Annotated in this window: 12 protein-coding genes; all 12 read left to right on the forward strand. The window is 38.5% G+C overall.

Features of this window, described 5'->3' with window-relative positions; genetic code table 11:
• Nucleotides 1-190 precede the first annotated feature (190 nt).
• Nucleotides 191-685 carry a (2Fe-2S)-binding protein gene (locus RCG20_RS19505; protein WP_308181795.1) on the forward strand — a complete coding sequence of 165 codons (495 nt, stop codon included), beginning with the start codon at nt 191-193 and terminating at the stop codon, nt 683-685.
• Nucleotides 678-1,292, forward strand: coding sequence for a nucleotidyltransferase family protein (locus tag RCG20_RS19510; RefSeq protein ID WP_308181796.1), 615 nt, complete (start codon nt 678-680; stop codon nt 1,290-1,292). The genes RCG20_RS19505 and RCG20_RS19510 overlap by 8 nt, the downstream gene beginning before the upstream one ends.
• Nucleotides 1,279-2,154, forward strand: a complete 876-nt coding sequence (locus RCG20_RS19515; protein ID WP_308181797.1) for an FAD binding domain-containing protein — start codon at nt 1,279-1,281, stop codon at nt 2,152-2,154. Before RCG20_RS19510 ends, RCG20_RS19515 begins: the two co-directional genes overlap by 14 nt.
• Entirely contained in the window at nt 2,151-4,457 is a 2,307-nt protein-coding gene (locus RCG20_RS19520) for a xanthine dehydrogenase family protein molybdopterin-binding subunit (protein ID WP_308181798.1), read from the forward strand. Before RCG20_RS19515 ends, RCG20_RS19520 begins: the two co-directional genes overlap by 4 nt.
• An 11-nt stretch (nt 4,458-4,468) precedes the next feature.
• Nucleotides 4,469-5,269 carry an XdhC family protein gene (locus tag RCG20_RS19525; RefSeq protein ID WP_308181799.1) on the forward strand — a complete coding sequence of 267 codons (801 nt, stop codon included), beginning with the start codon at nt 4,469-4,471 and terminating at the stop codon, nt 5,267-5,269.
• A 1-nt stretch (nt 5,270) separates the two neighbouring features.
• Complete coding sequence (locus RCG20_RS19530; RefSeq protein ID WP_308181800.1) at nt 5,271-5,591, forward strand: XdhC family protein; 321 nt, start codon at nt 5,271-5,273, stop codon at nt 5,589-5,591.
• 5 nt (nt 5,592-5,596) lie between these two features.
• Entirely contained in the window at nt 5,597-6,940 is a 1,344-nt protein-coding gene (locus RCG20_RS19535) for an NCS2 family permease (RefSeq protein WP_308181801.1), read from the forward strand.
• Nucleotides 6,941-7,082: 142 nt separating this feature from the next.
• Nucleotides 7,083-8,825 carry an adenine deaminase gene (gene ade / locus RCG20_RS19540; RefSeq protein WP_308181802.1) on the forward strand — a complete coding sequence of 581 codons (1,743 nt, stop codon included), beginning with the start codon at nt 7,083-7,085 and terminating at the stop codon, nt 8,823-8,825.
• Nucleotides 8,826-9,037: 212 nt separating this feature from the next.
• A complete protein-coding gene (locus RCG20_RS19545; RefSeq protein WP_308181803.1) occupies nt 9,038-9,640 on the forward strand; it encodes a LemA family protein in 603 nt (200 codons plus the stop codon).
• A complete protein-coding gene (locus RCG20_RS19550) occupies nt 9,640-10,392 on the forward strand; it encodes a TPM domain-containing protein (protein ID WP_308181804.1) in 753 nt (250 codons plus the stop codon). Before RCG20_RS19545 ends, RCG20_RS19550 begins: the two co-directional genes overlap by 1 nt.
• A 547-nt stretch (nt 10,393-10,939) precedes the next feature.
• A complete protein-coding gene (locus RCG20_RS19555) occupies nt 10,940-11,791 on the forward strand; it encodes a methyl-accepting chemotaxis protein (protein WP_308181805.1) in 852 nt (283 codons plus the stop codon).
• A gap of 455 nt (nt 11,792-12,246) precedes the next feature.
• Nucleotides 12,247-13,056 (forward strand): alpha/beta hydrolase, encoded by an 810-nt coding sequence (locus RCG20_RS19560; RefSeq protein ID WP_308181806.1) that lies wholly within the window; start codon nt 12,247-12,249, stop codon nt 13,054-13,056.
• Nucleotides 13,057-13,181: the final 125 nt, after the last annotated feature.

Consider the following 13,181-nt stretch of genomic DNA (forward strand, 5'->3'; position numbering starts at 1 on the left):
TTAAGCAAAGGAATAGCTTATTATCATTAATATTCAGGCTGTATTAATAAATACCAAACTTTTTTAATCTTTATTTAATAATTTTTATGAAATTTGAAACTATATTTTTTCAAAAAGACATGCTGTTTATTTTATATGCATATATTTTGAAAAAAAGTAATAGAGGTTCGAGGAAATGGAGGAAATTAAGGTGAAAAAAACTTTTCATTTGCGTGTGAACGGAGTAGAAAGGGAAGTCATTTGCCACCCAGCCAAAACGTTATTAGCTGTTCTCAGGGATGATATTGGTTTTACAGCAAGTAAGGAATGTTGTGGGAAAGGCGAGTGTGGGTCTTGTACGGTGTTGATAGATGACCAACCAGTTTGTTCATGTCTCCTCATGGTTAGTCAAACGGAAAATAAGGAAATTATCACCTGTGAAGGTATAGGAACAACGGAAAATATGGATATTCTTCAACATGCCTTTGTTTTAGAGGGGGCCGCACAATGTGGTTATTGTACTCCCGGGTTTATCGTATCCGCGAAATCTTTCTTAAATGATATTAATGAGGTTCCATCAAAGGAGCATATTAAAGAGGCCCTTGGAGGGAATTTGTGCCGATGTACAGGTTATACGAAAATTATTAAAGCTGTGGAAACCGCGGCAAAGATGCAATTTTCGATGGATGAAGTAAAACATGGTTAAATGTGCTGCCATTCTATTAACAGCTGGAAAATCAACTCGAATGGGTTGTTTAAAATCACTTTTACCATGGGAAGGAATGACATTACTTCAACATCAGCTATGCCAATTGGGACTATCGAAGGTCGATCAATTGGTAGCAGTGTTAGGCTATCAATCAAGGAAACTTATTCCGTACTTTGAGAATACTTCTGTCCATTTTGTCTTTAATGAGCAATTTGAATTGGGGAAAACAGAATCAATTAAAAAAGGGCTTCTTTCTATTAAAGAGGGCACTGACTGTATCATGATTATCTCAGTCGACCAGCCTGTGAACCAATTATTACTAGATTCGATGATCAATCATTTTGTTCAAACAAAAAGTAAAATCATCATCCCTGTTTACAATGGGAAACGGGGGCATCCTATTTTGTTTTCAACAGAATTAGTAGAAGACTTGTTGCGAATTAAGGAAGAAACAAACGGTCTCAAGGCAGTTTTACATAAGTGGAAAAATGAGATAAATGAACTGAATGTTGAAGACCGTTCTGTGTTATATAATTTTAATTCTCCAAAGGATTACGAAGAAGGCTTTTTCGAAAGGGGATTAAATTGCAATGAACGTTTCTGAGATAGATGTTATAACGCCAAAATCAGTCCTTGAATGTTTAGAAATATTGGCGAAAAACAGGGGCGAGTACCGCTTGATTGCGGGCGGGACAGATGCAGTTGTTAGAATGAAGGATGGCCACTTCAGGCCTTCGGTTTGGATCAATAGTAAAGATCTTCATTCCTTGAGCTTTATTAAACAAGTTGAAAACGAAATACAAATCGGTCCATTATGCACCCATACTGAATTGATTCGTTCTCCATTAATACGAGAGAAAGCGGATTTGATCGTTGAAGCGGCCCGACAAGTAGGTGCCACTCAAATTCAAAATATGGGAACGATAGGTGGAAATGTGGGAACAGCCTCTCCAGCAGGTGATCTTATTCCGACTCTTTACGTATTAAGTGCACGAATAGAACTATCCTCATTGAATGGAAAACGAGTTATTCCGGTAGAAGAATTTTTTCTTGGGCCAGGAAAGACCGATATGAAGCCTAATGAAATGATCACTAAGATTATCATAACGCCACAAACGGAAAATGAACTAGGTATATTTGAAAAACTTGGCCCAAGGAAGTCGCAAGCCATATCCATTGTAAATGTTGCTTGTTCTCTTCAAATGGATGCGAATCGAAAGTGCTTAGGTGGAAAAATAGCGTTTGGCTCGGTTGGTCCAACTGTTATTCGCGCCAGAAAGTGTGAGTCGATGTTAACTCTAGCAAACTTAGATGAAGAAATGATAGAAAATATTGGGGAAATGGCTTGGAAGGAAGTCATGCCGATATCAGATATACGGGCGTCTGCTGGTTATAGAAGAGACATGGCAAAAGCACTTCTAAAACGAGGCTTGTTTCGTTTAATGAAAAGGTGGGAAGAAAGATGAATCAGGAGGAATGGAAATATATAGGGAAAAGAATTCCTAGAGTAGATGGGCCGGAAAAGACAACCGGTGAGCTGAAATATATGACGGATCTCCAATTTCCAAATATGGTTTGGGGTAAAGTGCTTCGCGCGAAGTATCCACATGCAAAAATAGTAAAGATTGATACAAAAGAAGCTGAAGCTTTAGCTGGTGTGGTAGCTGTTCTTACCTACAAAGATATTCCGGGATTTAATGGGTTTGGCATTGTCGATCCTGACCAACCCGTATTATGTGAGGATCTCGTTAGAACTACGTCGGATGCAGTCGCGTTAGTAGCGGCAGAAACAGAAGAGATAGCTGAGGTAGCCCTTTCCTTAATTAAAGTGGAATACAACCAACTTGAAGTTGTATCGGATCCTGAATATGCGATGACGGAAGCTGCACCCAAGCTTCATCCAAGTGGAAACACCTATAGCCATGTGAAAATTAAAAATGGTGATGTGGAAAAAGCCTTTCAGGAAGCTGATTTTATCCTGGAGAACACCTTTATTTCTCCAAGGCAAATGCATGCTTTTATTGAAACAGAAGGCGGGTGGGCGATGGTTGAAAAGGATGGCTCACTCAGTATCTATTGCCCTGGACAATATTCATTTCGTGATCGACTTCAGGTTGCTCGTGCATTAGCTCTTAATCCCGATCGAATTCGTGTCGTTTCTAGCCCCGTAGGAGGGGGATTTGGAGGAAAAGATGAAATTACCGTTCAAATTTACTTAGCTTTATTGGCTTTTCATACCAATGGTCGCCCAGTAAAGATTCACTTAAAAAGAGAAGAGTCTGTTCAAGCCGGAATTAAACGCCATCCTTTCAAGGTAGAGGTCAAAACAGCTGTAAAAAATGATGGAACCATTATTGGCCATAAGGTAAGAGCTGTTGCCGATACGGGTGCATATGCTTCATTGGGAGATGCTGTCATCGCTCTAGCCATTGAACACGCATGTGGCCCATATAAAATTCCAAATATTGATTTAGAAGGATTTTGTGTCTATACAAATAATGGGGTTTCGGGAGCTTTTAGAGGATTTGGAGTCAATCAGGTTTGTGTTGGGATCGAAACTCATATCGATATCATAGCAGAGCGATTAGGCATTTCTCCTATTGTTGTTAGAAGGGCACATGCTTATCAACAGGGAGAGATTTCTGGTTTGGGACATATTGTAAAATCCAGTGTAGGGACACATAAAACATTAGAGGCAGCAGAGAACTGTGACCTTTGGGTAAATAGAGAGACGTATAAATCCCAAGCTAGTGAGCCCTGGAAAAAAAGAGGAATTGGAATCGCAACCTCTTTTCATGGGATCGGTATGGGAATTGGCATTCCAGATTACGGGGCAGCAACGATTGAATTATTGCCTGACGGTCGATTTTCTGTTGGTGTCGGATGCGAAGAAATCGGTGGAGGAAATGGAACGGTGTATGCCTTAATCGCGGCAGAAATGTTAGGTTGCGATATAGATAATATAACTGTTTTACAGGGGGATACATCAAAAACGATTGATAGTGGTACGATTTCTGCTTCACGTTCAACATATACGGGTGGGAGAGCAGTTGCTACCGCAGCCCCATTTATGATCAAGCTTTTAACAGAATCAGCTGCAGAAATGCTAGAAGTTCCTTTAGAAAAGGTATCATTGGCTGACAATAAAATAGAAATTAAGAACCATGCCATTTCTTCCGTAACATATCAGGAAATCTATCAATTTTTGTATGACAACCATTATTCAGCTAAAGTTGAAGGGCATTTTTATCTACCAAAAGAAAAGAATCAATTGAAAGGTTCTGGTGGAGCTCCCCATCATTTATACGGCTACCTTACACACGTGGTACTTGTAGAAGTAGATACGCTGACGGGAGAAACGGAAGTTCTTCATGTCGTTTCGATACCTGATGCTGGTAGGGTCCTTAATCTGCAAGGATTAGAGGGACAAACGGAAGGCGGAGCCGTCATGGGAATCGGCTACACCTTATATGAAGATGTGGTAATTGAAAATGGAGTTCATCGAACTAGAAATTTAACAGACTATATTATTCCAACGATCCATGAAACACCCATCATAGAAACGATACCAGTAGGGGATCCAGAACCATCTGGCCCATTTGGTGCTAAAGGAATCGGGGAAGTGGTTATGATTCCAATTATCCCAGCTATTACCAATGCAATCTATGATGCAGTGGGAGTTCGTCTTAAGCATCTTCCTGCAACCCCTGAAAGGGTCCATCAAGCAATGAAAGAGAAGAAATTAAAAGTGGAGAGAGTTAGCAGATGATGAGTCCTAAGATGTTTCAGATAATGAAAGATGCTTTAAAGGGACAAAAAGTAAGCGCTTTAATAACTATTACGGCGCATCCAGATTCGACATTTCTCGGAAAAAAGTTTTTAGCTTGGGAGGATGGTAGCTTCTATCATGAACAACTTGAAACGGAGATTTTTTCTGATCGTTTAAGAGAGTTATGCCAATCTCTCTTTCGAAAACGAAAAACAAAGTGTATTCGCTTATCTGTGGATCAAACAGAAGTCGAGTTCTTTATAGAGATATTCCTCCCACCTCCCCATCTAATCATTGCAGGAGCGGGGCATGTGTGTGTGCCAGTTGTCCAAATGGCGTCACTGTTAGGTTTTTGTACAACGGTTATCGATGATCGACCTGAGTTTGCAAGAAAGAGTCGTTTTCCACTGGCAAATGAAGTTATTTGTAAATCCTATCTAGATTTTTTTCGGGAGTGTAAACTTTCAGAAAATACGTGGGTTTTGCTCCTTACAAGGGGCCATCAATTCGATGTCATGAGCTTACAGGAATTGTTAAAACGGGAGGAAACACCCGCTTATATTGGGATGATTGGAAGCAGACGGAGAATTGCAGGAGTATTTGAGCAGATAAAGAATGAGTTTGATGAAACCTCCTTAGATCATATATATACACCTGTGGGCCTTGATCTTGGAGCAGAAACACCTGCGGAAATCGCTGTCAGTATAGTAGCAGAAATATTAATGGTAAAAAACAAAAAATCAGGTCACTCCATAAGTAATGATATTCGCAAACTAGCAAAACTAGGATTTAGAGGTGGAGAAAGTGGATGACATGAAAATAATCAAAAAAGCTATTTTATTACGGTTAGGAGGTGATGCAGCGGCCCTTGCTACCATTATTCTCAAAAAGGGTTCTGTACCAAGGAATGTTGGTTCAAAAATGATTATTATGAGAGATGGTGAAATCTTTGGGACGATTGGAGGGGGTTGTGGAGAAGGAGAAGTGATCGAAAAGGCCTTTCAGGTAATTGATTCGGGGATACCTGACCAACATACGGTAGACCTTACGAAAGGATTATTTTACGAGGATGGCGGGATTTGTGGTGGTACATTTGATGTATTTATTGAACCATTAACTAATAAAAAGGAGTGAATTGTATGTCTGAAATGCCTAAAAGTCAAACCAAGGGCTTTCTGAACTCATTTTTTGAATTAGAAAAAAGACAAACCAATGTCAAGACAGAGATACTAGCTGGGTTAACCACATTCATCACGATGAGTTATATTATTATTGTGAACCCACAAATCTTGGCTGATGCAGGAGTACCTAAGGAAGCAGCACTAGCAGCAACCATCTTTGCGAGTGTAATTGCGACATTACTTATGGCGTTGTGGGCTAATTTCCCAGTAGCAATCGCCCCTGGAATGGGACTGAATGCCTTCTTTGCTTATACGGTTGTTCTTGGTCAAGGTTTAACTTGGCAAACAGCACTAGGGGCTGTGTTCATTTCAGGGATTGTTTTCTTGTTGTTGACCGTTACAGGGGTACGACAAAAAATTGTTGACGGTGTACCTGGAGTTTTAAGGTCAGCCATCGGGGTTGGAATAGGGCTATTTATTGCCTTTATTGGATTTAAAAATGCAGGTATAGTCATTAGCAGTGATGCTACCTTTGTTGCTCTTGGTGATATCACTAAAAAAGGTCCACTTCTAGCTTTATTTGGGCTTATTGTTGCTGCCATTTTAATGGCGAAAAAGGTAAAAGGATCTATGTTGATCAGTGTTCTTATTACAACGGTTGCGGCGATGATTGTTGGTTTTATATCCTTCCCTACTAGTGTAAGTGATATTTTCTCTCTTCAATTACCAAGTATTTCTGATACCCTTTTTGCCATGGATCTAAAAGGAGCAATCGAATACGGAGTATTTTCCGTTATTTTCTCGTTTACGATTGTAGAATTATTTGATAATCTTGCAACCTTGATCGGTTTATCGAAAAAAGCAGGATTAATGGATGAAAACGGAAAAATTGAAAACTTAGATCGTGCTCTTCAGGCAGATGCTGTTGCTACAATGTGCAGTGCAGCACTTGGAAGTACAGCTATGAATGCCTACGTTGAAAATGCTACCGGAATATCTGAAGGTGGAAGAACAGGTCTCTCCGCCTTAACCGTTGCTTTTTTATTTATACTCTCCCTACTATTCGCTCCACTCATTTTCCTAGTCCCTTCCGTAGCTACAGCACCCATTTTGATACTCGTTGGAGCACTAATGTTAACTGAAATAAAACATATTAGCTTTGATGATTACACAGATGTTATCCCTGTATTTTTAACGATTATCTTAATGCCTTTAACCTACAGTATCGCTCAAGGTTTGGCATTTGGATTTCTCTCTTATACAATTCTAAAGCTTGCTACTGGTAAACATAAGCAAGTGCATTGGATCATGTATTTTATTAGTATCGCTTTCATCATTCATTTCATCATCAGTGGACATTAACTATTTGAATGGAGACAATGGGGCGCTTTGGTTCCGTTGTCTTTTTAGATGGAAAATAGGTGGTTGCGACAGCAAAAGGCGTGTTCTTATTGCTCATACCTGCTCGTACAATTAAATAAAGGACTAAAAGGGGGCGATATTTATGAAAATAAATAAAGATTCTTTAAAAAGGCGGTCTTCTGCTGCTGCAAAACATGTACCAGCGGATGTTGTGATAAAAAACGGTAGAATAGTAGATGTATTTACCTTAACAACCTTTGAAGCAGATGTTGCGATTACGGACGGAGTCATCGTTGGGATTGGGCAATATGAAGGAAAAAAAGTGATTGATGCATCCAATCAATATATATGCCCAGGCTTGATTGATGGGCATGTACATATCGAGTCAGCCATGGTAACTCCTCATGAATTTGCCAAAGTGGTTCTTCCCCATGGAGTAACGACTATTATTGCAGATCCCCATGAAATTGGAAATGTAGCGGGTGCTGTGGGCATTCAATATATGATTAATCATTCAAAAAACAACCCCTTAACTATTTATTATATGCTTCCATCATGTGTACCGGCGACATCTTTTGAAAATTCTGGTGCTGTGTTAACTGCAGAGGATCTAGCCCCATTCTATGAATCCGAACTTGTCCTTGGTTTAGGTGAAGTAATGGATTATCCTTCTGTTTTCCATTTTCGGGATGAGATGATGAATAAAATAGTAGACGCTATGGCCCGAGACGTATGTATAGACGGACACGCTGCAGGTGTGAATCCGGATGGAATCAATGTTTACATGATATCAGGAATTCGGACCGATCATGAATGTGTCAATGCTGAGGAAGTAACTGAACGTTTGCAAAGAGGTATGTATGTGATGCTAAGAGAAGGTTCAGCGGCTAGAGATATGAAGCAGCTATTAACAGCAGTAAATGAAAAAAATGCGCGCAGATGTTTATTTGTAACGGATGATAAACACCTGGATGATTTAGTAGCCGAGGGCAGTGTTGATTATAATGTAAAGCTAGCTATTCAAGAGGGGATTCATCCATTACTCGCTATTCAAATGGCAACCTTAAATGCAGCTGAATGTTTTGGACTGAAACATAAAGGTGCCATTGCCCCTAGCTATGATGCTGATTTCCTTCTCTTAGACTCGTTGGATGATATGTCTATCCATTCAGTCTACAAATCTGGCCAATTGGTTGCGGAAAAAGGGGAATGCCTTCCATTTAGTGAAGATACTCCGTTAATCCCATCAAGATTAACCAATAGTGTTCAAATAGGTAACCTTGTGGAAAAGGACTTACAAATAAAGTTAACAGCTGAGGTTGCCAATATTATTGAAATCATCCCGAACAATTTGGTTACTAAAAGATGCTTTGAAAGAATTACAGTTGAAAATGGACTATTTCAACCATCTATTTTAGATGATCAATTGAAACTTGTAGTAGTAGAGAGGCATCATCAAACAGGTAATATAGGAATGGGAATTGTCAAAGGCTTTGGCATATCGTCTGGTGCCATGGCTTCAACGGTTGCACACGACTCCCATAATATTGTTGCGGTTGGAACAAATGATGCCGATTTGTTTGTAGCCATTAAAGAGATTGAAAAAATGAATGGAGGTCTTGTTGTCGTCAATAATGGTAATGTCATTGCATCACTTCCGCTCCAAATTGCTGGATTAATTTCTGGAAAAGAGTACAAAACGATTTATAATGAATTGAAAAACATAAATGCAGCATTAACACAAATAGGATTTTCAGGAACGTTCAATCCATTTTTAACATTATCTTTTTTATCGCTTCCAGTCATTCCGGAAATAAAAATAACAGATCTGGGACTTTTTGATGTAGAAAAGTTCAAACATATTGGATTACAAGAATTTGAATGAACCTTCATTTTTAGATATAGTAACAAGGCAAGGAATCCAAAACTAGTCTACAAATTCTTATACCTCGATTAGTTGATTAGGTTAACTATTTCTAATTAACGTTTAATTAAAAATCGAGGGAGCAGTAGAAAACGGTGACATACACTGTATATTGAGGATTGGCTGCCATCTTCATCACAATGGAAAGTTATCCTTTTTGTGATATATACTGTATGGATAGGAAAGGAGTTGTAGTTATTTTGAAAAAAGGATTTATCGGGGCCGGAATAGTTATTGCTGTGCTTGTTGTTTTTGGCCTAATGCTGATGGGAAGTTACAATGGTTTTGTTAATTCAGAGGAAAACGTGAATCAGTCATATGCGCAAATTGAAAATCAGCTACAGAGAAGGCTAGATTTGATTCCAAATTTAGTGAATACCGTGAAGGGCTATGCTTCGCATGAAAAAGAAGTAATTGCCTCGATTTCAGATGCGCGGGCAAGACTTGCTGGGGCAAAAACCCCACAGGAACAAGCAACTGCTAACACAGAACTAACTGGAGCTTTAAGTCGTTTGCTTGTAGTCGTTGAAAATTACCCAAATCTTAAAGCGGATCAGCAATTTACGCAGTTGATGGATGAACTTGCCGGGACAGAAAATAGAATCTCAGTTGCTCGAAAAGATTACAATGATCAGGTCGCTATTTTTAACAAAAAAGTAAAAAGATTTCCTGGAGCTATTATTGCAAACATGACCGGGTTTGATCAAAAAGAGTATTTTAAAGCGGAACCTAAAGCAGGGGAAGCACCAAAGGTTGACTTTGGAGGAAATGGATAATGAAGGCGAGAAGAGTCTTCAGCTCTCTATTGGTGTTTTTCACCTTATTACTGTTGGCTGGAAACGCACTTGCTAAAGATGTTCAAATTCCAGCACCAGTTGGAGACATTTATGTTCAGGATTTTGCCCATGTTTTAAATGATAATGAAAAAGCAGAATTATTAAATTTAGGTAGAAGCGTTGAAGATCAAACAACAGCGCAAGTAGCTGTTTTAACAGTCGCTACTATTGGAGACCGGACAATAGAAGATTTTGCGAATGAAGCGTTTCGACAATACGGAATCGGCAATAAAAAGGAAAACAACGGGGTATTGCTTGTTTTAGCCATGAAAGAACACAAAGTGAGAATCGAAGTGGGATATGGGCTTGAGGGCAGAATTCCGGATGGTAAAGCTGGCAGAATTCTTGATGACTATGCCATTCCCAATCTGAAAAACCAACAGCCGAACATTGCCATTATCGAAACCTATAAAGTATTGGCAAACGAGGTCCTTGCTGAATATGGAAAGAAAGGACAACAGACTCCTCAGCCATCATCGCAGGGTGAAAAGCAGGGGAGCAGCATTCCAGCCTGGCTAATTATCATTATTGTGGTTGTAGTTGTAGCCCTGGATTTTAAGTTTTTTGGAGGCACCCTTACCTATTTGCTAATTTCCATTTTGTTACGTGGTGGCAGAGGTGGAGGAGGCGGTGGTTCGAAAGGTGGAGGCGGCGGTTCTTCAGGTGGGGGCGGAGCGGGGAGAGGCTGGTAGTTTAATGTTCTTTCTTATAAATCGCATCCTAGAAAAAGGTAACCACCAAGGATTGCTGGAAACACCTAAGTTCCGTTTTTGTAGAGAAACAACGTAAATAGCATATTAATTGAAGGCTGTTTTCGCATAGATTGTTGTTTTTCGTACCTAGTCTAAAAACCCGAAATAACAACAGTATCGTGCTCTTTTCTTAAAAACTTCCTACGGTTTTCATCGGTAAACTGGAATCCCATTCTAATTTAGCTTCAACTAGCAACAAAGTTTAAGAAAAGAGCCTAATTGAAAGACCAAATCCAATTCTCTTATGGGTTTGGTCTTTTTTAAGTAATGCTATTTCCTTATTCCTTTTAAGAAAGAAAATTTTGTACTATTCCGTAATGCTTTGTTTGAGAAATTCCATTCAAACATGATCACTTATTTAATTTTTATGTTTTTAATGTTTTAAATACTCGAAATAGTAAATATTTGTTGTAATATTTCTACACGCCTATATAATTAACAGTGAAAAAGCACTAGATAATTAATAGGAAAGACGGGTCGATTATTTATGATTTCTCTGGAAGAAACGTTAACAACAAGCCCTAAGCTTATTGAAATATTAAATAACATTGAAATATTTAATCAATCAATACCTGAAGATTCATGTATAGCCATTTTCGATACTGAGAAAGTAATAGGTTATTTACATGGTGACCAAATTGATTTAAAGCTGCAAGTAGGAACACCCATTGAAGATTTCAAAGGGACTGTAACTTATAAGGTATTAGAAGTTGGAAGAACGCTTCGTGAAGAACGTGATGCTGAGAAATTCGGGGTTTCATATACAGCAATTGCAATACCACTTTTTGAAAATGGAAAAATAGTTGGTGTATTTACAAGTGTTGTTTCAAATGAAAAAAGTGAAATCTTACAAAAAGGTGGAGTAGAATTATCAGCAATGGTTCAGGAAATGTCAGCGACAACTGAACAGGTTACACAAGCTTCAAATGATGTAGCAAGTAGTATTCAAGAAATTAGCGCACAAACAGAAGAATTGAATGGAAACATCCAAAATATTGATTCTATCCTAAAATTCATTCAAGATATTGCATCAATGTCTCATTTATTAGGTTTAAATGCAGCGATTGAAGCAGCAAGAGCAGGAGAAAATGGAAAGGGTTTTTCTGTTGTAGCTTCTGAAATCAGAAAGATGGGCGACCAAAGCAAGAATGCAGTTAATGACATTCAAGAAAGAATTGATTTACTTACTAACACTATCAAACAAATCAATCACTCAATTCATCAAATAGCGTCATTCACAGAAGAACATTCTGCAAGTATGGAAGAACTAAACACTACTTTTGAACAAATTTCATTAACAACTGAAAAATTCATGAATGTTGCGATTTTAGAAGCATAAGATAGTTTTAAAGCGACTGTTTTTTAAAATATGAGGATTACATAAAGGCAATTAACTTCATACATATAAACGTTTTCATTTGAAAAAATACGTTCTTTCGTGGCTATATTATTATGACAAAAAGATTTAAAGTGAGAAATCAGATTGAATAAGAATACATAAATTACATAAAATCTGGCTGATATTAAATTAATTGCCTGACCCAATAATAGTACCTGGGGTCAGGCATTATTTTTTATGGAATTCCTGTCTGTACTTTGTTGGAAAAACCAAACACCTTTGACCTCATTCCATTTAGGGGTTGTCAGATAGCTCGTTCTGATGAGGATTTTTTTGAGGAAAATTGAATTTGAATGGAGTAAAATGTATCTTATTATATAGGGGGAGCATGGATTGGTGCTTCTCTCTGTAGTAATAACTGCATAATGGAAGTAAGTAATCAGGAGGAACTAAAATTGATACATGAAATAATCGATATTCGTACAGAGCATTCGAATGCCAAACTGTATACATATATATTAAATAACTCACCAGATATTGATAGCAGTCGCAAGCGTCCAACGATCATCATATGTCCTGGAGGAGGCTATGAATTTACATCCGATCGAGAAGCTGAGCCGATTGCGATTAGAATGAATGCAATGGGATTTAACGCATGTGTTTTAAGATATAGTGTTCGTCCGGCTGTTTTTCCGACCTCTTTGGAAGAACTGTCAATGGCGGTAGCACTTATCAGAAAAAATGCTGAACAGTGGCATGTTGATAAAAATAAGGTCATTGCCGCTGGTTTTTCCGCTGGTGGTCACTTAGCAGCAAGTTTAGGTGTTTTCTGGAATAAAAGTTTTTTAGCTGAGGCTTTAGGGATTTCAAACGAGGAGATAAAACCTAATGGAATATTATTAAGTTACCCGGTTATTACGTCTGGGACGCATGCTCACAAAGGTTCTTTCGCTGCATTGTTGGGGGACAAATATGATGCGCTTTTAGATGAAGTCTCACTAGAAAAACAGGTAACAGATCAAACTCCACCAACCTTCCTATGGCACACCCATACAGATACCACTGTACCTGTTGAAAATAGTTTTATGTTCGCCGAAGCACTTATGAAAAATAAAGTTTCGTTGGAAATGCACATTTATCCCAAGGGGGTACATGGTTTATCACTTGGAATCGAAGAGACAAAGAAAAGAGATAACGAATTGACTTTGCAACCTGAAGTGGCCAATTGGATTGAGATGGCGGGTGTCTGGATTAGAAACCTGTGACAATCTATTTGATGTCTTGACGAAAGAACAGTAGGCAATCGATTCTGAGGATAGGCCTAAACCCCTGGACAGATTAGCTAAAATAAGAACCTCACTCTTGAAATTTCAAGAGTGAGGTTCTTTTG

This window comes from Neobacillus sp. PS3-40 (assembly GCF_030915485.1).
In the GTDB taxonomy this organism is placed as follows: Bacteria; Bacillota; Bacilli; order Bacillales; family Cytobacillaceae; genus JAUZPL01.

What these genes read in the sequence shown, in the direction of transcription:
- RCG20_RS19510 (WP_308181796.1), top strand. Translation starts at nt 678, where the DNA reads ATGGTTAAATGTGCTGCCATTCTATTAACAGCTGGAAAATCAACTCGA.
- RCG20_RS19515 (WP_308181797.1), top strand. Translation starts at nt 1,279, where the DNA reads ATGAACGTTTCTGAGATAGATGTTATAACGCCAAAATCAGTCCTTGAA.
- RCG20_RS19520 (WP_308181798.1), top strand. Translation starts at nt 2,151, where the DNA reads ATGAATCAGGAGGAATGGAAATATATAGGGAAAAGAATTCCTAGAGTA.
- RCG20_RS19525 (WP_308181799.1), top strand. Translation starts at nt 4,469, where the DNA reads ATGTTTCAGATAATGAAAGATGCTTTAAAGGGACAAAAAGTAAGCGCT.
- RCG20_RS19530 (WP_308181800.1), top strand. Translation starts at nt 5,271, where the DNA reads ATGAAAATAATCAAAAAAGCTATTTTATTACGGTTAGGAGGTGATGCA.
- RCG20_RS19535 (WP_308181801.1), top strand. Translation starts at nt 5,597, where the DNA reads ATGTCTGAAATGCCTAAAAGTCAAACCAAGGGCTTTCTGAACTCATTT.
- ade (WP_308181802.1), top strand. Translation starts at nt 7,083, where the DNA reads ATGAAAATAAATAAAGATTCTTTAAAAAGGCGGTCTTCTGCTGCTGCA.
- RCG20_RS19545 (WP_308181803.1), top strand. Translation starts at nt 9,038, where the DNA reads ATGGATAGGAAAGGAGTTGTAGTTATTTTGAAAAAAGGATTTATCGGG.
- RCG20_RS19550 (WP_308181804.1), top strand. Translation starts at nt 9,640, where the DNA reads ATGAAGGCGAGAAGAGTCTTCAGCTCTCTATTGGTGTTTTTCACCTTA.
- RCG20_RS19555 (WP_308181805.1), top strand. Translation starts at nt 10,940, where the DNA reads ATGATTTCTCTGGAAGAAACGTTAACAACAAGCCCTAAGCTTATTGAA.